22 protein-coding genes and 1 pseudogene are annotated in these 17965 nt (G+C 72.1%); 7 read left to right on the plus strand and 16 right to left on the minus strand.

Annotated elements, in window-relative coordinates:
- Nucleotides 1–48: 48 nt before the first annotated feature.
- Nucleotides 49–1092, minus strand: coding sequence for a LacI family DNA-binding transcriptional regulator (locus PVE36_RS15570; RefSeq protein ID WP_277453597.1), 1044 nt, complete (start codon nt 1090–1092; stop codon nt 49–51).
- The gene (locus tag PVE36_RS15575; RefSeq protein ID WP_277453598.1) at nt 1093–1758 is read right to left on the minus strand and encodes a lysoplasmalogenase; all 666 of its coding nucleotides are present in this window, start codon (nt 1756–1758) and stop codon (nt 1093–1095) included. It abuts the gene before it with no gap.
- Between the two features lie 120 nt (nt 1759–1878).
- On the opposite strand from PVE36_RS15575, the gene PVE36_RS15580 reads away from it, so the two are divergent.
- Nucleotides 1879–2085 carry a heavy-metal-associated domain-containing protein gene (locus PVE36_RS15580; protein ID WP_277453599.1) on the plus strand — a complete coding sequence of 69 codons (207 nt, stop codon included), beginning with the start codon at nt 1879–1881 and terminating at the stop codon, nt 2083–2085.
- Between the two features lie 35 nt (nt 2086–2120).
- Here the strand turns inward: PVE36_RS15580 and PVE36_RS15585 are convergent, their stop codons facing one another.
- Nucleotides 2121–3152: a pyridoxal-phosphate dependent enzyme gene (locus PVE36_RS15585; protein ID WP_277453600.1), complete on the minus strand. Its 1032-nt coding sequence runs from the start codon at nt 3150–3152 to the stop codon at nt 2121–2123.
- Between the two features lie 243 nt (nt 3153–3395).
- Here PVE36_RS15585 and PVE36_RS15590 point away from each other — a divergent pair, with 243 nt between their 5' ends.
- Nucleotides 3396–5663: a heavy metal translocating P-type ATPase gene (locus PVE36_RS15590; protein ID WP_277453601.1), complete on the plus strand. Its 2268-nt coding sequence runs from the start codon at nt 3396–3398 to the stop codon at nt 5661–5663.
- Between the two features lie 77 nt (nt 5664–5740).
- Here PVE36_RS15590 and PVE36_RS15595 read toward each other — a convergent pair whose 3' ends face one another.
- Together PVE36_RS15595 and PVE36_RS15600 are read right to left on the minus strand one after the other, a co-directional pair.
- Nucleotides 5741–6373 carry a cation transporter gene (locus tag PVE36_RS15595; protein ID WP_277453602.1) on the minus strand — a complete coding sequence of 211 codons (633 nt, stop codon included), beginning with the start codon at nt 6371–6373 and terminating at the stop codon, nt 5741–5743.
- Nucleotides 6370–6738 (minus strand): metalloregulator ArsR/SmtB family transcription factor, encoded by a 369-nt coding sequence (locus tag PVE36_RS15600; RefSeq protein WP_277453604.1) that lies wholly within the window; start codon nt 6736–6738, stop codon nt 6370–6372. The genes PVE36_RS15595 and PVE36_RS15600 overlap by 4 nt, the downstream gene beginning before the upstream one ends.
- Before the next feature lie 133 nt (nt 6739–6871).
- Here PVE36_RS15600 and PVE36_RS15605 point away from each other — a divergent pair, with 133 nt between their 5' ends.
- Together PVE36_RS15605 and PVE36_RS15610 are read left to right on the plus strand one after the other, a co-directional pair.
- Nucleotides 6872–8077 (plus strand): winged helix DNA-binding domain-containing protein, encoded by a 1206-nt coding sequence (locus PVE36_RS15605; protein ID WP_277453605.1) that lies wholly within the window; start codon nt 6872–6874, stop codon nt 8075–8077.
- Nucleotides 8078–8372: 295 nt separating this feature from the next.
- Nucleotides 8373–8861 (plus strand): glutathione peroxidase, encoded by a 489-nt coding sequence (locus tag PVE36_RS15610; RefSeq protein WP_277453607.1) that lies wholly within the window; start codon nt 8373–8375, stop codon nt 8859–8861.
- 67 nt (nt 8862–8928) lie between these two features.
- Here PVE36_RS15610 and PVE36_RS15615 read toward each other — a convergent pair whose 3' ends face one another.
- From PVE36_RS15615 to PVE36_RS15635, 5 genes and pseudogenes are all read right to left on the minus strand, one after another.
- On the minus strand, nt 8929–9519 hold the full coding sequence (locus tag PVE36_RS15615; protein ID WP_277453611.1) for a rhodanese-like domain-containing protein: 591 nt from the start codon (nt 9517–9519) through the stop codon (nt 8929–8931).
- A gap of 49 nt (nt 9520–9568) precedes the next feature.
- A complete protein-coding gene (locus tag PVE36_RS15620) occupies nt 9569–9913 on the minus strand; it encodes a sulfite exporter TauE/SafE family protein (RefSeq protein WP_277453612.1) in 345 nt (114 codons plus the stop codon).
- Nucleotides 9914–10067: 154 nt separating this feature from the next.
- Nucleotides 10068–10391: pseudogene (locus PVE36_RS15625) on the minus strand (sulfite exporter TauE/SafE family protein); the annotation flags it as partial.
- Between the two features lie 68 nt (nt 10392–10459).
- Nucleotides 10460–10639, minus strand: coding sequence for a hypothetical protein (locus PVE36_RS15630; RefSeq protein ID WP_277453613.1), 180 nt, complete (start codon nt 10637–10639; stop codon nt 10460–10462).
- A 25-nt stretch (nt 10640–10664) separates the two neighbouring features.
- Complete coding sequence (locus tag PVE36_RS15635) at nt 10665–12047, minus strand: MBL fold metallo-hydrolase (RefSeq protein WP_277453614.1); 1383 nt, start codon at nt 12045–12047, stop codon at nt 10665–10667.
- Nucleotides 12048–12187: 140 nt separating this feature from the next.
- Between PVE36_RS15635 and PVE36_RS15640 the strand changes: the two genes are divergently transcribed.
- The 3 genes from PVE36_RS15640 to PVE36_RS15650 are packed head-to-tail and all read left to right on the plus strand — an operon-like array spanning nt 12188 to nt 13282.
- On the plus strand, nt 12188–12568 hold the full coding sequence (locus PVE36_RS15640; protein WP_277453615.1) for a thioredoxin family protein: 381 nt from the start codon (nt 12188–12190) through the stop codon (nt 12566–12568).
- A 17-nt stretch (nt 12569–12585) separates the two neighbouring features.
- Nucleotides 12586–12987, plus strand: coding sequence for a DUF302 domain-containing protein (locus PVE36_RS15645; protein ID WP_277453617.1), 402 nt, complete (start codon nt 12586–12588; stop codon nt 12985–12987).
- 28 nt (nt 12988–13015) lie between these two features.
- The gene (locus tag PVE36_RS15650) at nt 13016–13282 is read left to right on the plus strand and encodes a metal-sensitive transcriptional regulator (protein ID WP_277453618.1); all 267 of its coding nucleotides are present in this window, start codon (nt 13016–13018) and stop codon (nt 13280–13282) included.
- Between the two features lie 3 nt (nt 13283–13285).
- On the opposite strand, the gene PVE36_RS15655 is transcribed toward PVE36_RS15650, so the two are convergent.
- The 6 genes from PVE36_RS15655 to PVE36_RS15680 form a co-directional block, all read right to left on the minus strand.
- On the minus strand, nt 13286–14737 hold the full coding sequence (locus PVE36_RS15655) for an alkaline phosphatase PhoX (RefSeq protein WP_277453620.1): 1452 nt from the start codon (nt 14735–14737) through the stop codon (nt 13286–13288).
- 109 nt (nt 14738–14846) lie between these two features.
- Nucleotides 14847–15425 (minus strand): dihydrofolate reductase family protein, encoded by a 579-nt coding sequence (locus tag PVE36_RS15660; RefSeq protein WP_277453622.1) that lies wholly within the window; start codon nt 15423–15425, stop codon nt 14847–14849.
- Between the two features lie 9 nt (nt 15426–15434).
- A complete protein-coding gene (locus PVE36_RS15665) occupies nt 15435–15920 on the minus strand; it encodes an SRPBCC domain-containing protein (RefSeq protein WP_277453624.1) in 486 nt (161 codons plus the stop codon).
- Between the two features lie 19 nt (nt 15921–15939).
- A complete protein-coding gene (locus PVE36_RS15670; protein WP_277453626.1) occupies nt 15940–16284 on the minus strand; it encodes a metalloregulator ArsR/SmtB family transcription factor in 345 nt (114 codons plus the stop codon).
- A 53-nt stretch (nt 16285–16337) separates the two neighbouring features.
- Nucleotides 16338–17570: a sigma-70 family RNA polymerase sigma factor gene (locus PVE36_RS15675; RefSeq protein ID WP_277453627.1), complete on the minus strand. Its 1233-nt coding sequence runs from the start codon at nt 17568–17570 to the stop codon at nt 16338–16340.
- A complete protein-coding gene (locus tag PVE36_RS15680; RefSeq protein WP_277453629.1) occupies nt 17567–17959 on the minus strand; it encodes a YciI family protein in 393 nt (130 codons plus the stop codon). Before PVE36_RS15680 ends, PVE36_RS15675 begins: the two co-directional genes overlap by 4 nt.
- Nucleotides 17960–17965: the final 6 nt, after the last annotated feature.

The following is a 17965-nucleotide window of genomic DNA, read 5'->3' on the forward strand; positions in this document are numbered from 1 at the left end:
ACGGTCCGCGTCGAGACGCACGAAGTGACCACCTGATCGTTGCCCCGGTCACCCGTCCCGCGGCGCCATCCGGGCCGGGATGTTGTGCCGCGTGACCACCTGCACCCCCGAGGCGAGGGACGTGGGCGCGCCCGGTGCGAGGCGGTGGTGCTGCAGCACCGCGCGGATCGCCGAGCGGGCGTCCTCGCGCAGGTCGTGGTGCAGGACGAGGTCGATCTCCCCGGTGCGGAGCAGCTCGAGGTTGTCCGCGTCGAGGTCGTGGCCGACGAAGACCGAGGGGGCCACCCCCTTCGCCCGCAGCGCAGCGAGGATCGCCCGGTTGGCGCCACCGACGGAGTAGACCCCGACGAGGTCGTCGCCGGAGCCGAGCTCCGCGGTGACCACGTCCGCCGTGGCGGCATCGAGTCCGTCCGCGTCGCTGACCCGACGCACGGCGAGGCCGGGCGCGTCCTCGCCGAGCTGCTCGACGAAGGCCTCCGCCCGGGTGCGCTCGCCGACGAACGACGCGCGGCTCAGCGTGGCCAGCACGGTGCCGCTCTCCCGGCCGCTCCAGCGGTGGAGGAGGTGGGCGGCGGTCCGCCCGGCCGACTCGTGGTCCGGGCCGGCGTAGGCGATCCGGCGCGAGCCGTGCACATCGGTGACGAGGGTGACCGCCGGGATGCCGCGCGCGGCGAGGTCGTCGATGGCCGCGGCCACCCGGTGGTCGTCGGGGACCTTCAGCAGCACCCCGTGGCTGGTGCTCCCCCGCCTCCCGATGCCCTCGAGCGTGCCGACGACGTCCTCGACCGTCCCCGACTCCCGCAGGTGGAACCGGGCCCGCACCGCCGCGGGTCGCAGCCCGGTCAGCTGCGACTCGAGCGCGTCGCGGACCTCCCCGGAGAAGCGGTTCGGCGCCTGCATCACGACGTCCAGCACGAGGGAGCGGGCGCCGAGGCGCAGGGCGCCCGCCTGGCGATCGAGCTCGGCGATCGCCTGCTCGACGGCCCGGACCGCGCGGGGGCTGGCGCCGGGCCGGTCGTTGAGCACGCGGTCGACGGTCGCCGGGGACAGGCCCGCCTGCTCGGCGACGTCGGCGATCCGGTGGCTGCGCACTCAGGCCCGCCGCGCCGCCAGTGACCGGTCCCGGTGGGAGACCGCGAGGGTGATCAGGGTCTGCCCGAGCACGTACGTGAGCATCACCCAGACGCCGTGCAGCGGCAGCTCGAGGGCGGCGAAGGCGCTGAGGGCGATGAGGCCGTCGGAGACGAGGAAGAGCACCGCGCCGATCGTCGCGACGGCGTCGATGCCGGTGGCCAGCACCGCCATCCCGACGATGACCAGCCCGTAGAGCAGCACGGCGGGGAAGAGCGCGCCGGCGCCCTGCGCGCTCACCGCGACGACCACCCCGAGCACGATGACGTAGGGGGCCAGCAGGGCGGGCCTGCGCCGGATGATCGACCGGGAGGCGAAGGGGAGGAAGGCGGCCACGTAGGCCAGCTGTGCCAGGAAGAACGCGCCGAGCATCAGGCCGAAGCCGAGGTCGCTCCCGTCCTCGGTGAAGCGGGGCAGCGTGTCCCCCAGCCAGGACAGGACGAGCGCCAGACCGACGAGGCGCACGAGGAGCGACTTCGGGTTGGGCGTGCCCGCGAGCAGCACCCACAGCAGGGCCGGCATGAGCACGATCTGGGTGAGGTCGGCCAGCACGCCGTCGGGCGCGGCCACCTGTGCGCCGAGGTGGACGACGGTGACGACCACGAGGGCGAGGAGGGCGAACGGCATGCCCCGAGACTATCCACGAGCCCCCGGACGGCGCGGGCTGCGGCGGTCGCTGTTGTCGCTCATACCCTAGGGGGGTAATGTTTGGTGGGCAGCGAGCAATCACAGCGAGAGGACACCCCCATGAGCGCTACCAGCACCTACACCGTGACCGGCATGACCTGCGGCCACTGCGTCTCCTCCGTCACCGAGGAGGTCCAGGAGATCCCGGGCGTCGAGGACGTCGCCGTCGAGCTCGAGTCGGGCGCCGTGACCATCACCAGCGCCGAGCCGGTCGACGAGTCGGCCGTGCGCTCCGCCGTCGAGGAGGCCGGCTACCAGCTGGCCTGAGCCGGCTCCGCCCCACCGGCCGCCGGGCGGCGAGCTCACTCGTCGTCCTGGCGGCCCTCCGTGCTCAGCAGGACAACCGTCGCGTCGTCGGGCAGGTCGAGGTCGCGCCACAAGTCGGCATCGCGAAGGGCGGCACGCACCCCCGCGTAGGTGGCGGCACCACTCGGCCCGGAGGAGACGCCCTGCGCCAGCAGGTCGTCGGAGGCCTGCAGCGCCTCCTCGTCGGTGACGGTGACCGCGGCGTCGCAGCCCTCGCGCAGGACGGGCCACGCGAGGCTGGACAGCGTGGGGCAGTTGAGGCCCGCCATGACGCTCTCGCCGGTACCGACGGTGACCGACTCCCCTGCGGCCAGGCTCTCGACGGTGCGGGCGGCGGTGTCCGGGTCGACGACGAGGATCCGGGTGCGCCCCTCGGCGCCGGCCTGCCGGTAGTGGGCGATGACGGCCTGGGCGAGGGATCCGACGCCGGACGGGACGACGACGAGGTCCGGCTGGACGCCGAGCTGCTCGTCGAGCTCCTCGGAGAGGGTCTCGTAACCCTGGACGGTCCACGTCGGGACCTGCTCGTACCCCTCCCACGCGGTGTCCTGGACGAGCTCGCGGGAGGCGTCGGCCGCGGCGTGCTCCGCCGCGGCACGCACGGCGTCGTCGTAGTGGCCGTCGACGCGCACGAGCGTCGCCCCCTCGGACTCGATCCGGGCCGCGGCGCGCTCGCGCATCCCACCGGGGATGAACACGGTGGCGCTCGTCCCGAGGTGGGTCGCCATGCGCGCGATCGCCCGGCCGTGGTTGCCGTCCGTCGCGCTGACCAGCTCGGCTCCGGGGTGGCCCTCGATGACCTGGTGGCAGGCCCACGACGCCCCGAGCATCTTGAAGGCCGGCAGCCCCAGGCGTGCCGACTCGTCCTTGACGACAACCCGGGCGACCCCGAGCTCCCGAGCGGCGCGGGGCAGGTCGACGAGGGGCGTCGGCGCGTACCCCGGGAGCGTGCGGTGGAAGTCGCGGACGCTGGTGACCGTCGCCCCCGACGACCACGTGCGCGCGGCGGGGTTGCTGTAGGTGCGCATGCCGCCAGTCTTCTCCGCACGAACCATCAGGTCCAGCAACGCGCACGTGGCCACGACCCCGCCAGCTCTGCTGATGAGTCCTCGGGAAGCAGGCCGGCGCTGCGGGGCCGGCGGCCGCGGACGGACGGGCGCACCCGCACCACCCCGCCTTGCCATGTACCCCTAGGGGGTATAGCGTGGAGACAGTTCGGGTAGCCCGACGACTTCGCGACCGGGCACCGTCACCAGCCCAGGAGTGAGCAGATGAGTACCGCAGCAGATGCACCCCTCCGGCCCGAGCAGGCCGAGGTCGAGCTCGACATCACCGGGATGACCTGCGCCTCCTGCGCCAACCGGATCGAGCGCAAGCTGAACAAGCTCGACGGAGTCACCGCCTCGGTCAACTACGCGACGGAGAAGGCGAAGGTCACCTACGCCGGTGGCATCGCCCCCGACCTGCTCCTCGAGACCGTCGAGCAGGCCGGCTACGGCGCAGCCCTCCCCCGCACGGATGAGGACACGAAGGGGGAGAGCCCGGACGTCCCCGACGAGACCGACCGGCTGCGCCAGCGGCTGATCATCTCGGCGGTCCTGACGATCCCGGTCATCGCGATGGCGATGGTCCCGCCGCTGCAGTTCACGAACTGGCAGTGGCTGTCGCTCACCCTGGCCGCCCCGGTCGTGGTCTGGGGCGCGCTGCCCTTCCACCGGGCGGCCTGGACCAACCTCCGGCACGGCACGACGACCATGGACACGCTCGTGTCGATGGGCACGCTCGCCGCCCTGGCGTGGTCGCTGTACGCGCTGTTCTTCGGGACCGCCGGCATGCCCGGCATGACCCACCCCTTCACGCTGACCGTGGAGCGCGGCGACGGCTCGGGCAACATCTACCTCGAGGCCGCTGCGGGCGTGACCACCTTCATCCTCGCCGGGCGCTACTTCGAGAAGCGGTCCAAGCGCCAGGCGGGCGCCGCCCTGCGCGCGCTGCTCGAGATGGGCGCCAAGGAGGTCACCGTCCTCGACGCGGACGGCACCACCGAGCGCACGATCCCGGTCGACCGGCTGGCGGTCGGGATGCGGTTCGTCGTCCGCCCGGGCGAGAAGGTCGCGACCGACGGCGTCATCGAGCACGGCACCTCCGCCGTCGACACCTCGATGCTCACCGGCGAGTCCGTGCCCGTCGAGGTCGCCCCCGGTGACGAGGTCGTCGGCGCGACCGTCAACGCCGGCGGTCGTCTCGTCGTGCGCGCGACCCGTGTCGGCGGCGACACGCAGCTGGCCCAGATGGCCCGGATGGTCGAGGACGCGCAGAACGGCAAGGCCGAGGCCCAGCGCCTGGCCGACCGCATCTCCGGGATCTTCGTGCCGATCGTCCTCGTGCTCGCCCTCGCCACGCTGGCCTTCTGGATCGTCGTTGGCGCCGGCCTGTCGATGGCCTTCACCGCCGCGGTCGCCGTGCTGATCATCGCCTGCCCCTGCGCACTCGGTCTGGCCACCCCGACCGCGCTCATGGTCGGCACCGGTCGCGGCGCGCAGCTGGGCATCCTCATCAAGGGCCCCGAGGTCCTGGAGTCCACCCGCACGGTCGACACGATCGTCCTGGACAAGACGGGGACCGTCACGACCGGGCAGATGACGCTGCGCGAGGTCGTCGCGGCCGAGGGCGAGGACGAGGCAGCGGTGCTGCGGTACGCCGGAGCCCTCGAGGCCGCGTCCGAGCACCCGATCGCCCGCGCCGTCGCGGCCGGCGCCCGGGAGCGCGGCGGCGAGCTGCCGCAGGTCGACGGCTTCGCCAACGTCGAGGGGCTCGGCGTCCGGGGCGTCGTCGACGGCCAGACGGTGGTCGTGGGCCGACCGTCCCTGCTCACCGACGCCGGCCAGATGCGCTGCACCGAGCTCGATGCCACCACGACGGCCCGGCAGCAGGAGGGCGGCACCGTCGTGCAGGTCGCCTGGGGTGGCCGTGCCCGCGGCATCGTCGTCGTCGCCGACGCCATCAAGAAGACGTCGACGCAGGCGATCGCCGAGCTGCGCGACCTGGGGCTGCGGCCGATCCTGCTCACCGGTGACAACGAGGTCGTCGCCCGCGCGGTGGCGACCGAGGTCGGGATCGCGCCGGTGGACGTCTTCGCCGACGTCATGCCCGCCGACAAGGTCGCCGTCGTCGAGCGGCTGCAGGGCGAGGGCAAGGTCGTCGCCATGGTCGGTGACGGCGTCAACGACGCCGCAGCCCTGGCGACCGCGGACCTCGGTCTGGCGATGGGGACCGGGACGGACGTGGCGATCGAGGCCAGTGACCTGACCCTGGTGCGCGGCGACCTGCGGGTCGCGGTCGACGCGATCCGCCTCGCGCGGCGCACCCTGGGCACGATCAAGGGCAACCTCTTCTGGGCCTTCGCCTACAACGTCGCCGCGATCCCGCTCGCGATGGCCGGCATGCTCAACCCGATGATCGCCGGTGCCGCGATGGCCTTCTCCTCGGTCTTCGTCGTGAGCAACAGCCTGCGGCTGCGGGGCTTCAAGGCGCACTGAGGCCCTGAGCGTGGGTGGAGGTGAACGCGCCGACGAAACATCGGCGGGTACACCTCCACCCGCCCATCTCGGGTCGGTCAGCCGCAGTGGCAGGCGTCCCCGCGCCACGCCTCGAGGCCCTCTCGCAGGGCCACGCCGGCGACGACGAGGGCGGCGAGCGGATCGGCCCACCACCAGCCGAGCAGGCTGTTGGCGAGCAGCCCCACGAGGACCACCGCGGAGAGGTAGGTGCACAGCAGCGTCTGCTTGGAGTCGGCGACGACCGACCCGGAGCCGAGCTCCCGCCCGGTGCGTCGCTGGGCCCACGACAGCAGCGGCATGACCACCAACGACACCGCGGCGATGACGATGCCGATCGTGGAGTGGTCGGCTCCCTCGGCACTGACCAGGCTGCGGACGGACTCGAAGCCGACGTACCCCGCGAGCGCGAAGAAGGAGATCGCGATCAGTCGCAGCGCCTGCCGCTCGCGCGACTCCGGCAGCGCGGCGCGGAACTGCCACAGGATCACCAGGCCGCTGGCCATCTCGACCAGCGAGTCCAACCCGAAGCCGACGAGGGCGATCGAGGACGCGATCGCCCCCGCGGCGATGGCCGCGACCGCCTCGACGAGGTTGTAGAGGACCGAGGCGCCGGCCAGGAGCTGGGCACGGCGACCGAGGACGGCGCGTCTCCGCGTGGTGGGCGAAGGGAGGTGCAGTCCCGCGCTCATCGGGCGGTGCCGTACGTCGGGCACAGGGTGACCGCGTCACCGGTGAGCGCCAGCAGCCGCTCGGCGGCCGCGAGCAGCGCCAACGTCGCGCCGGGGTGGGCGAGGGAGTACACCGAGGCGCGCCCCCGGGGGCGGACGGCGACCAGACCGCAGTCGAGCAGGCACGCCAGGTGCTTGCTCACCGTCGACTGGGCCAGCCCGAGGTGCTCGGTCAGGTCGACCACGCGGTGCTCGCCGAGCGCCAGGTGCTGCACGATCGTCAGCCGTGAGCGGTCGGCGAGGCCGGTGAAGAGGCATGCGGCGGCAGTCACCGCCCCGCGCTCGGACACCGACGCAGGATCGCCGGCAGAGGTTGTCATCGTCATTTGGCGATGTTTGCATGCTGGCCGCCGGGTCGTCCACCCCCGGTGGAGGTGTACACGCTGACGATTCGTCGGCGCGTTTGCCAACACCCGTCCAGCGTGCAGCGGTGTCGGGCGTGGGTGGCAGGCTGCGTCCATGGGGCACGAGACGGCTCGACTCGTCGATGACGCCGAGCGGCGGGCTCGGCTGGCCACCCGGCACGCACTCCACCCGCGGCACCGGGTGTCGGACCCGGAGGCCGCGACGCGCGCCATGGTCGTGCTGCACGCGACGGAGGCGGCGACCGTCCACCTGTCGGTGCAGGCGCGCACGGAGGGGGTGGCGCCCGTCGACGTGGATCGCGCACTCTACGAGGACCGGGACATCGTCAAGCAGCTGGCGATGAGACGCACGCTCTTCGTCTTCCCCCGGGACCTCCTGCCGGCGGCGTGGGGCAGCGCGTCCGCGCGGGTGGCCGCCGAGCAGCGCCGGCTGGTCTCCCGCGATGCGCAGCGGCACGGCATCGCCGCCGACGGGGAGGCCTGGCTGGACGCCGCGCGCGACGCGGTCGTCGAGCGCCTGTCCGCGGCGGAGCCGATGAGCGCGAAGCAGCTGCGCGAGGAGATCCCGGAGCTGGCCGGTGCCATCACGGTCAACGAGGGGAAGAAGTACGGCGGCACCTTCAACCTCGCACCGCGGGTCCTCGGCTGCCTCGGGGCCGAGGGCCTCCTCGTCCGCGGGCCCAACGCCGGCCACTGGCGACTGTCCAAGCCGTCGTGGACGCTCATGGACGCGTGGCTGGGCGAGGACCTCGTGCCGCTGCACGCGGAGCAGGGGTACGCCGAGCTGGTCCGACAGTGGTTGCACGCCTTCGGTCCCGGCACCCTCGAGGACGTCCAGTGGTGGCTCGGAGCAACGAAGGGAGCGACCCGGGCCGCCCTCGAGGCGGTCCGGGCCGTGGCGGTCGGCCTCGAGGACGGGCGTACCGGGTGGCTTCTGCCCGACGACCTCGAACCCGTGGCCGAGGTCGAGCCGTGGGCCGCGCTGCTGCCCACCCTCGATCCCACGACCATGGGCTGGAAGGAGCGCGGCTTCTACCTCGACCCCGATCACGTGCCCCTGCTCTTCGACACCAACGGCAACGCCGGGACGACGGCGTGGTGGGACGGGCGCATCGTGGGCGCCTGGGTGCAGGACGAGGAGGGCACGGTCGGTGTGGTCCCGTGCCCCGGCGCCGATGTGGACTCGCACGGCCGCGCCGCGCTGGCACGCGAGGCCGAGCGCCTCACGGCATGGTTGGACGGCGTGCGGATCACCAACGTGTACTCCTCCCGCCTGATGAAGGGCGCGCCGCTGCCGTGAGCGGCACGCCCCCTTCGTCCGCGGGGGGTGCACCCTCCGGCGGCCCGAATGGACGGCGCACCATGGGGGAGGCCCCGCGGGGCGGCCGGGTCGTGCGCGTGGCGTCGCCTGCCGGCCATCGGTGCCGCCGCCGGTCTGGGTAGCGGTGTCGATGCCGACCAGGTCGTGCTGCTCGTGATCCTCTTCCTCGCCTACTTCGCGGTGGATACGTCGCCGGGATGCGCTACCACCGCACGATCGACGACGTCGGTCTGGTGCGCTGAGGCCCGGAGTCCGGCCGGGCTAGGGTCGGGTCATGAGCATCCTGGACACCCCCATCGCCCGGCTCGACGGCACCCCCGGCACGATGCGCGACCTCACCGGCGGCCGGCCGGCCCTCCTGGTCAACGTCGCCTCCAAGTGCGGCCTGACCCCGCAGTACACGGCCCTGGAGGCGCTGCACGCGGAGTACTCCCCGCAGGGATTCACCGTTGTGGGCCTGCCGTGCAACCAGTTCGGCGGGCAGGAGCCCGGGACCGCGGAGGAGATCGGGGAGTTCTGCTCCGCGACCTACGGGGTCACCTTCCCCATGGCGGAGAAGGTCGAGGTCAACGGCCCGGGGCGCCACCCGGTCTACGCGGCACTGACCGACACGGAGGACGAAGGGGGCGAGAGCGGCGACGTCCGGTGGAACTTCGAGAAGTTCGTCATCGACGGCGAGGGCACACCGGTCGCGCGCTTCAGCCCGCAGGTCGCGCCCGACGACGAGCGCGTCGTCGCGACGGTGCGCAGCACCATCGCCTGACGACCGTCCGCGCGTCGCGGGCGGTCGTCAGGCGGGGTGAGTGTCGCGGGCGCACCCGCGGTGGGGCTCAGGCCCGGCCGGCGCCCAGCTGGGCGAAGACCGTCTCCGGCTTCGGGTCGTTGCGACGGTTGTGCGGCATCCGCGACAGGAGCATGCCCATGGCGCAGGTGTCGGTCAGGGCGGCTCCGGTCAGGCCGGCGCCGATCCCGGCGGAGAGCCACTTGGCCTGCGGGACCAGGGTGCTGGCCAGGATGCCGGTGAGGACGAGGGAACCGGCGACGAGCCGGACCTGACGCTCCAGGTCCCATCCCTGCTCACCCTGCACGACGTCACCGCCGGAGTTCTCCCACGCGTTCATGCCGCCGTCGAGGATGTGCAGGTTCGCCAGCCCGGTCTCCGCGAGGACGCCCTCGGCCCGGCCGGCCCGGGCGCCGGACCGGCAGACGAGGACGACGTCGTCGTCGAGGTGGTCGGCCAGCTCGCGCCGGTGCTCCTCGAGCAACCCGAGCGGCACGTTGTACGAGCCCGGGATGTGGGAGCCGGCGAACTCGGCCGGGGTGCGCACGTCGATGATGCGGGGCCCTGCGGGCTCGCCCATCCAGGCGCGCACCTGCGCGGCGTCGAGTGTGGTGGGACGGGTGGTGGTGGAGGTGGTCATGTGGATCCCTTTCGTATGGGGGTGTGGTGGTTCGTTGGTTCGTGAGGTGTCAGGCCACGAGGTCTGGCACGTACTGCACGGCGGTGATGCCGGCGATGACCAGCACGAGGACCGCGAAGGCCTGGGACAGCCGGTGCTCCGGCAGCCGGTCGGCCACCTTGCTACCGACCAGGCTTCCGACCACGGCAGCAGCCGAGAACCCGACGATGAGCGGCCAGTCGAGGTCACCGATGCCGTGCTGCACGCGGGCGGCGAGCGCGGTGGCGCTGTTGATGGCGATGACGAGCAAGGATGTCCCCACCGCCACCGGCATGGTGAAGCCCAGGACGAGCACGAGCGCCGGGACCAGGACGAAGCCGCCGCCGACACCGAGGAAGCCGGTGAGCAGCCCCACGACCGTGGCGGCGACGACGAGCTTGACTAGCCGCGGGCAGGCGCAGGCCAGCGGGTGCAGCGTGATGATCGGCTCGCTGGTGCCGGCCTCGGCACTCTCGCTCTCGCTCCCGCTCTCGCCGCCGCAGGCTCTGCCGGAGCATGAGTGTCGCCACGACGACCATGAGGACGGCGAAGGCGGTCATGAGCACGGCGGCCGGTACCGCTCGTGCGGCCGTCGACCCGGCGAAGGACCCGGCCGTGCCGAGCAGACCGAAGGTCACTCCCTGGCCGATGCGCACCCGCCCCGCGCGGTGATGGGCGGGCATCGACAGGAGCGAGGTGATGCCCACGATGACGAGCGAGCTCGTCGTGGCAGCAACCGGGTCCTGGCCCAGGAGGTGCACCAGGGCGGGGACGGCGAGGATGGACCCTCCACCGCCGAGGGTACCGAGCGCGAGGCCGATGACGAGGCCGAGGGGGATGACAGCAAGGGGCACGTGATGCTCCTGGGTGGGCCGTCGGGGGCGAGACGGGGGGATGGCTCGCCCCCGACGGGGTCAAGGGCTCAGCCGCGTCCGAAGAGGCGGGAGAGCAGCGGGCGGCTCTGGGCGGCGCCCTTCTCGGACGAGCTGTGTCCCGGGCAGCGGTCGCCGGCGGGCACCCCGGCCATCACCTGGTCGACGTGCTGGCCGCACCCGGCCCACGTGGTCTTGCCGCAGACGCGGCAGGTGGCTCGACGGCACATGTCGGTCTCCTTCTGTGGTGGTGGGTCAGGCGGAGCTGGTCATCGGCAGCGGGGCGTCCGGCGCGTTGGCGAACGCGTCGTCGACGGTGACGACCGTGCGCCCGCGGGCGGCGAGGACCGAGGCGGCGATGGAGGCGCGGTAGCCACTGCCGCAGTGCACCCAGATCTCTCCCTGCGGGATCTCGTCGAAGCGGTCGAGCAGCTCACCGATCGGCACGTTCTGCGCGCCCTCGATGTGGCTGTCGGCGAACTCGCCGGCCAGTCGGACGTCGAGGACGTGCACCTGCCGGTGGTGGCGCACCTGGGAGAGATCGGCGAAGAGGGCCTGCTCGATCGTCCCGAGCGGACGGTCGGTCCAGTCCTCGGGGCCGCCGGTGGCCGCCCCCGCGATCCGGTCGATACCGATGCGCACCAGCTCGCGCTGGGCCTCGTCCACCTGCTCCGAGCTCTCCCCGAGAAGGGTGACGGGCGCGCCCCAGGGGATGAGCCAACCCAGGTAGGTCGAGAACTGCCCGTCGAGCCCGAAGTTCAGCGTGCCGCTGACGTGGCCGGCGGAGAAGGCGGTGCGGGTGCGAAGGTCCACGACCCACTCCCCTGCCTCGATGCGCTCGGCGAGGGTCTGCTTGTCCGCCCGCTCGGGACTGCGGAGGTCGGCCGCGCTGGGCCCCTCGGCATTGGCCGGCATCATGTGGACGTAGTACGCGGGGTACGCATCGAGGCCGGCGAGGGTGTCGGCCACCCACTGCTCCTCCTCCTGCGTCAGCGCGGTGTTGTTCCGCTTCTCCTCACCGATCGTGGACTCGGTGGCTCCGCCCGTGGAGCCGGCGGAGCAGAAGGAGCCGAAGCCGTGGGTGGGCAGCACCTCTGCGTGCTCCGGCAGCTCGTCGGCGAGCCGGTGCGCGGAGGCGTACTGGTGGTGGACCAACGCGTCCGTGTGCTCCTGACCCAGCAGGTCCGGCCGTCCGGTGGCCCCGAAGAGGAGGGAGCCGCCGGTGAAGACCGCCGAGGCGGTCACCTCGGACCCGTCCATCGACTCGAGGGCGTAGGAGAGGTGGGTGAAGGTGTGCCCGGGGGTGCCGATGGCGCGCACCCGCAGGGTCGGGGAGATCTCGACGACGTCCCCGTCGCGGATGGGCTGGCGGTCGAAGGAGACCTCGTCCTCGTCGTTGACGTGGTAGCGCGCACCGAGGCGCTCGGCCAGCGCCAGGCCACCGGTGACGTAGTCGTTGTGGATGTGCGTCTCGAAGACGTCGGTGATGCGCACACCGGCCTCGTCGGCGGCCTCGAGGACGCGGTCGATGTCCCGCTGCGGGTCGACGACGACAGCGACCTCCCCGTCATGGGCCAGATAGGAGCGGTCACCCAGGCTCGGGGTCTCGATGGTCACGATCGTGGGCTGCGTCGGCACGTCTCGTCCTTCCTGCGACTGCATGGGCTGTTCATTCACAGGTGACAAACTAATACCCCCTAGGGTATGGTGTCAACCGTGACCGCGATCTGCGGCACCACCACGATCCCCGCAGCGCGCGGAGGGAGGAGATCAGACACATGACCACCCAGCCCCTGACCATCGACACCTTCGAGAGCACCATCACCGACGGAGGGATCGTGCTCGTCGACTTCTGGGCGAGCTGGTGCGGCCCGTGCCGTCAGTTCGCGCCCGTGTACGCCGCCGCGGCCGAGGAGCACCAGGACATCGTCTTCGGCAGCGTCGACACCGAGGCCCAGCAGGAGCTGGCCGGAGCGGTCGGCATCACCTCGATCCCCACGCTCATGGCCTTCCGCGACGGGATCCTCGTCTTCTCGCAGCCGGGCGCCCTTCCGGCCTCCGGGCTCGAGCAGGTCATCTCGGCCGTGCGTGAGCTGGACATGGACCGGGTACGGTCCGAGATCGAGCAGCAGAAGCAGGACGCCCCGACCGGGGCCTGAGCGGAAGGGAGCACCACATGCAGTACGCACTGACCACCACCGTCGAGGCGCCGTTCACCCAGGCGCTCGAGGCCACGCGCGAGGCGCTCGCCGAGCAGGGATTCGGGGTGCTCACCGAGATCGACCTGGCCGCGACGCTGAAGGCCAAGGCCGACGCGGACATCGAGCCGCACGTCATCCTCGGCGCCTGCCGACCCCAGCTGGCGGAGCAGGCGGTGGCCCGCGAGGCCTCGATCGGCCTCCTCCTGCCGTGCAACGTCGTCGTCAGGGCGGAGGGGGACAATCGAACCGTCGTCGAGACGGTCGACCCCGAGGTCCTGGTGAGCGTCACCGAGAACGAGGAGTTGACCGACGTCGCGCAGGATGCGCGCACCCGGCTCGACGCCGCCCTGGCGGACCTACCGGCCCGCCTGGGCTGAACCACCCACACACGAAGGACACAGGACAATGGTCAGCTTGGACATGGACGACATGGGGCCGGTCATCAACCGACTGCGCCGCGCCCAGGGCCAGATCGGCGGGGTGATCCGCCTCATCGAGGAGGGTCGCGACTGCAAGGACGTCGTCACCCAGCTCGCCGCAGCGAGCCGCGCGCTCGACCGGGCCGGCTTCGCCATCGTCTCCTCCGGCCTGCAGGAGTGCCTGACCTCGCCGGACGGCGTGAACGAGGACGACAAGGCCGCGATGGAGAAGCTCTTCCTCACCCTGGCCTGAGGGCTAGGCCCGCCCCCGGGCCCGTGGGGCCGCATTCGACGGACGGCCCCACGGGCCGGTGATGGCGAAGGTGCGCCCCGGGTCGCCCTGGATGTTGGCGAAGAGGGTCGAGCCGTCCGCGCTGAAGCACGGCCCGGCCCACTCGCTGTCGTCGACGAGGTTGAGGGCCAGCGGGTAGGACTTGCCCTGGTCGGTCACCCCCATGAGGTGCGACTTGCCGTCGCCGTCCTCGGCGAGGATCAGCCCGCCGTGGGGCGAGACGGTGATGTTGTCCGGACCGTCGACGCCGTCGCCCTTCTCGGTGTCGCGGTTGACCCCGAAGATCGTCGTCAGGGTGATCGTCTGCTTGGTCGGATCGAAGAACCAGACCTGGCCGTCGTGCTCGTGGATCGAGCCGTCGTCCGTGCGACCGTAAGAACAGACGAGGTACGTGCCACCGTCGCCCCACCACAGGCCCTCGAGCTTGCGTGCCCGGCTGACGAGGCCATCGCCCAGCTGCTCGCGGATCGGCTTCTCGCGGGCGTCGCGGTCGGGGACCCTGGTCCACTCGACGGCGTACGTCGTGTTGGTCCGCGTCGCCAGTGAGAGGTCGGTGACCTGCCGGCCGTTTCGCTCGAAGGCGACGAGCGCCTCGAGGACGCCTACCTCGACGGCACCGTCCGCGGCGAGCGCGTGCAGCCGGCCCGTGCCCTGGGTGTACCCGGTCGGCGGGGTCCACCGGTAGAAGAGGCCGTTGGGCTCGTCGGCGTCCTCGGTCAGGTAGATCTCGCCGGTGGACGGATCCACGGCAGCGGCCTCGTGCTCGAAGCGGCCGAGGAACTTCAGCGGGATGTTGGCCCGCCCGACGTTCGCGGCCTGGCTCGTCGGGTCCACCTCGAAGACGTAGCCGTGGTCCTTCTCGAAGGTGTAGGTGACGCCGTCGTCCTCGTGCGTCCCGGCCTTCTCGTCGGTCTCCTCGCAGGTGAGCCACGTGCCCCAGGGGGTGATGCCGCCGGCGCAGTTGTCGACGGTGCCGGCCACGGAGGTGTAGTGCTCGACCACCTCGTTGGCGGCGGTGACGACGAGGGTGGAGGTTCCCCCCTTCGCCCCACGGTCGTAGACGAGGCCGTCGACGTGCGGGACGCCCTCGGCGGCGTCACCGCCGACCTCGTGGTTGCACACGATGGTCGACCCGCCGTCGGGCCGGGCGAAGCAGCCCATGGCGTCCTGGTCGCCGGCCACCCGGTACCCGCCGGCGGACGTCGATCCGGACTCCGCGAGCACGGTGTAGGAGAAGCCCTCGGGCAGCGCGAGCAGGGCACCGGCCCGGCGCAGTCGTCCGTAGCCGGCCGCCATCCGCGTGGTCTGCGCGGCGGTGGCACGTGCGGCGAAGGGGGCGGAGCTGCCCGCGACGACCAGGCCGAGGGCGGCCGTCGTGCCACCGAGCAGGGTGCGGCGGCGCACGTGCGTGGACATGGATCCTCTAGTGGGGTGGTGTTCGCTGTCTCACCCCATTGAGGATCGGGCGCACCAAGCCCGGGCGGCCACAGGTTGCCGTCCGGGCCAATGCCGGGTGAACTCTGGGTCAGGCCGGCGCAAGGACGGAGGGTGCGTACTCCACGACCTGGATCCGCCCGTCGAGCAGCCGGCTGTCCGTCATCTCGAGGGCGACGTCCGGATAGCCGTCGTAGATCCGCTCACTGCCGGTGACACCGGTGATGACCGGGAAGATCGCGACGCGGAACCGGTCCACGAGCCCTGCCCGAAGCAGCGACCGGCACATGCTCAGGCTGCCGATGGTGCGGAGGGAGCGGCCCCCCTTCGCCTTGAGCCGGCGGACCGCCTCGACCGCATCGCCCCTGATGAGCTCGGTGTTGGCCCAGGCCAAGGGCTCCTCCAGGGTGTTCGAGACGACGATCTTGTCCGCGCGAGCGAGCTCGTCGACCGACTCGCTCTCGTCCTCGCGGAGATCGTCACGCACCTCGGTGAAGCCCGACATCACCCGGTAGGTCGTGGCTCCCATGAGGATGCTGTGGTGGCGCTCGGGTTGGGTCTCGAGCCACCGGAAGTACTCGGGGCCCTCGAGCCCCCACCACCCCGGCCACCCCTCGCCCGAGGCGTAGCCGTCCAGGGTGGTGATGAAATCGACGACGAGCTCGGACATGACGCCTCCTCAGGCCGCCAGCAGCGCGTCGAGCTGGCCGATCGCGGAGGACGATCCCTCGACGACGCCCATGTCGAGAACCGCCTGCATGTCCTCGGCCGACTCCCAGGTCGAGGTGTTGACCATCCGCGAGCCACCCTCGGTCGCGGTGATCTCGATGACCATCCGGGACTGTGGCGCCGTGTCGACGGGGTTGCCGTCCGCGTCGGCGAAGAAGTCGCGCGCCTCCAGCCGGTGGGGCGCGTCGACGGCGATGACCTCCCAGCCGCCGGGGAAGATCTCCCCGTCCGGGCCGGTCATGTGGTACTTCACGAGACCGCCGGGCCGCAGGTCGTGCTCGGTGACCGTGGCCGGGTGCGACTCGGGCCCCCACCACTTCTCGAGCTGGCGCGGGTCGGCCCACACCTGCCAGAGGCGCTCGGGGGTGACGGGGAAGTCGCAGGTCATCGTCAGGGTGCGGTTGTCGGTGTCGGTGGTGACGTCGGTGAGTGGCATGGCGGTGCTTCCTTATGGATCAGTCCGTCGACGTGGTGTCGGCTGATGTGTCAGGGGCCAGCAGGGAATCGATCCCTGCCACCCGGCCGCGCCAGACGTCCTCGAACTCCGCGAGCAGCGACGCGACCGTCCGCACGGCCTCGACGTCGCCGCTCGCGAGGGACTCGCGTCCGCTGCGGCGTTTGGTGACCAGGCCGGCGCGCTCGAGCACCGCGACGTGCTTCTGCACGGCCGCGAAGCTCATCGGGTACTGCTCGGCCAGCGCGGTCACCGAGTGCTCACCGGCGAGGACGCGTCGCAGGATGTCGCGGCGCGTGCCGTCGGAGAGCGCGTGGAAGAAGGCGTCCGCCCTCTTCTCGTCCATCGGTGTCACAGAAACCAATGTACAACCAAAGAGTTGTACGTTGTCAAGGGTGTTCAGCGCTCCAGTGCCGCGGCCCGTCGGTTGAGGTAGCGCTGCTCCGGGATGCTCTGCGTCCTGCCCGCCGCCCGCAGATATGCCTCGCGCGCCTCCTCCGACCGGCCCGCTCGCTCGAGCAGGTGTGCGCGTACCGCGTGGACACGGTGTCCCCGGGTCAGGGAAGGGTCCGACCGGAGCCCCTCCAGCTCGTCGAGCCCCGCATCGGCCCCCTGGGACATACCGATGGCCGCCGCGAGATTGAGCCGCACGACGGCGGACGGTGCGACGCGTAGGAGGAGGCGGTAGAGCTCGGTGATCTGTGACCAGTCGGTCTCCGCCACCGTGGTCGACTCGCCGTGGACCGCGGCGATCGCGGCCTGGAGCTGGAAGGGTCCGACCGCCCCCTTCACCAGCGCCGCCTCGACCAGGGCCACACCCCTCGCGATGGCCGCGTGGTCCCACAGCGCGCGGTCCTGCTCATCGAGCGGGACGAGGTCGCCGGCCGCGTCGGTGCGCGCCGCCGTGCGCGCGTGGTCGATGAGCAGCAGGGCGAGGAGCCCGGTCGTCTCCGGGTCGTGCGGGAGGGCACGGTGCAGGCGCTCCGCGAGCCTGATCGCCTCGAGCTGCAGGTCGAGGTCGACGAGCCGGTCGCCGGCCGCGGTCGTGTGACCCGCGGTGAAGACGAGGTAGACGACGTGCCGGACCGCGTGCAGCCGCGTCACCGCATCCGCCTGCGTCGGTGGGGCGAAGGGGGCCCCGCTGGCCCGGATCGTCGCCTTGGCCCGGCTGATCCGCTGCGCCATGGTCGCCTCGGGCACGAGGAAGCAGGACGCGATCTGTGCCGTCGTCAGGCCGGCGACGCCTCGCAGCGTGAGCGCCACCCGAGAGGCGTCGCTGAGATCGGGGTGGGCGCAGAGCATGCACATCCGGAGCGTGTCGTCATGCTCGACCGCGTCGGGCAGGTCAGGACGGGACCCGAGCAGCCGTGCGGCAGAAGCGGACTCGGCCCACTCCCTTCGCTCGCGTGCGGTGGTGCTGCGATGCGCGTCGAGCAAGCGGCGGGAGGCGACGCGGATGAGCCAGGCCTTCGGGTCGTGCGGCATCCCGTCCCGGGGCCACTGCTCCGCGGCTGCGAGCAGTGCCTCTTGGAGCGCGTCCTCGCAGTCGCCGAAGTCACCGCTCCTGCGGAGCAGGGCAGCGAGGACCTCGGCGCTGTGCTCGCGCCAGACGTCCTCGCTGCCCCCGGTCACTGGTCGTCGCCGCCGGGCCACATCGTCGGACGCAGCTCGATCGTCTCGCCGGGACCGGCGAAGTGGAAGGCGATCTCCTCGGCTCGCCCGCGGTCGGCGACATCGATGAGGAAGAAGCCGGCGAACTGCTCCTTGGTCTCCGCGTAGGGGCCGTCGGAGGCGATCGGGTCGCCGTCGGCCCAGCGGAAGAGCGTGGAGCTGCGCGGGTCGCCGAGCGCCTCACCGCCGACGAGCTCACCGTTCTCCTGCAGCTGGGTTAGCACCTGATCGAAGTGCGCATTCATGTCGTCGCGCTGCTCCTGCGGCAGGGCCTTGTGCTCGGCGACGAAGTCACCGGTGGGGTGACCCCAGGGCTCGGGGGTGGAGTGGATGAGGATGACGAACTTCATCAGATG

Origin of the sequence: Janibacter sp. DB-40, assembly GCF_029510815.1 — a bacterium.
In the GTDB taxonomy this organism is placed as follows: domain Bacteria; phylum Actinomycetota; class Actinomycetes; order Actinomycetales; family Dermatophilaceae; genus Janibacter.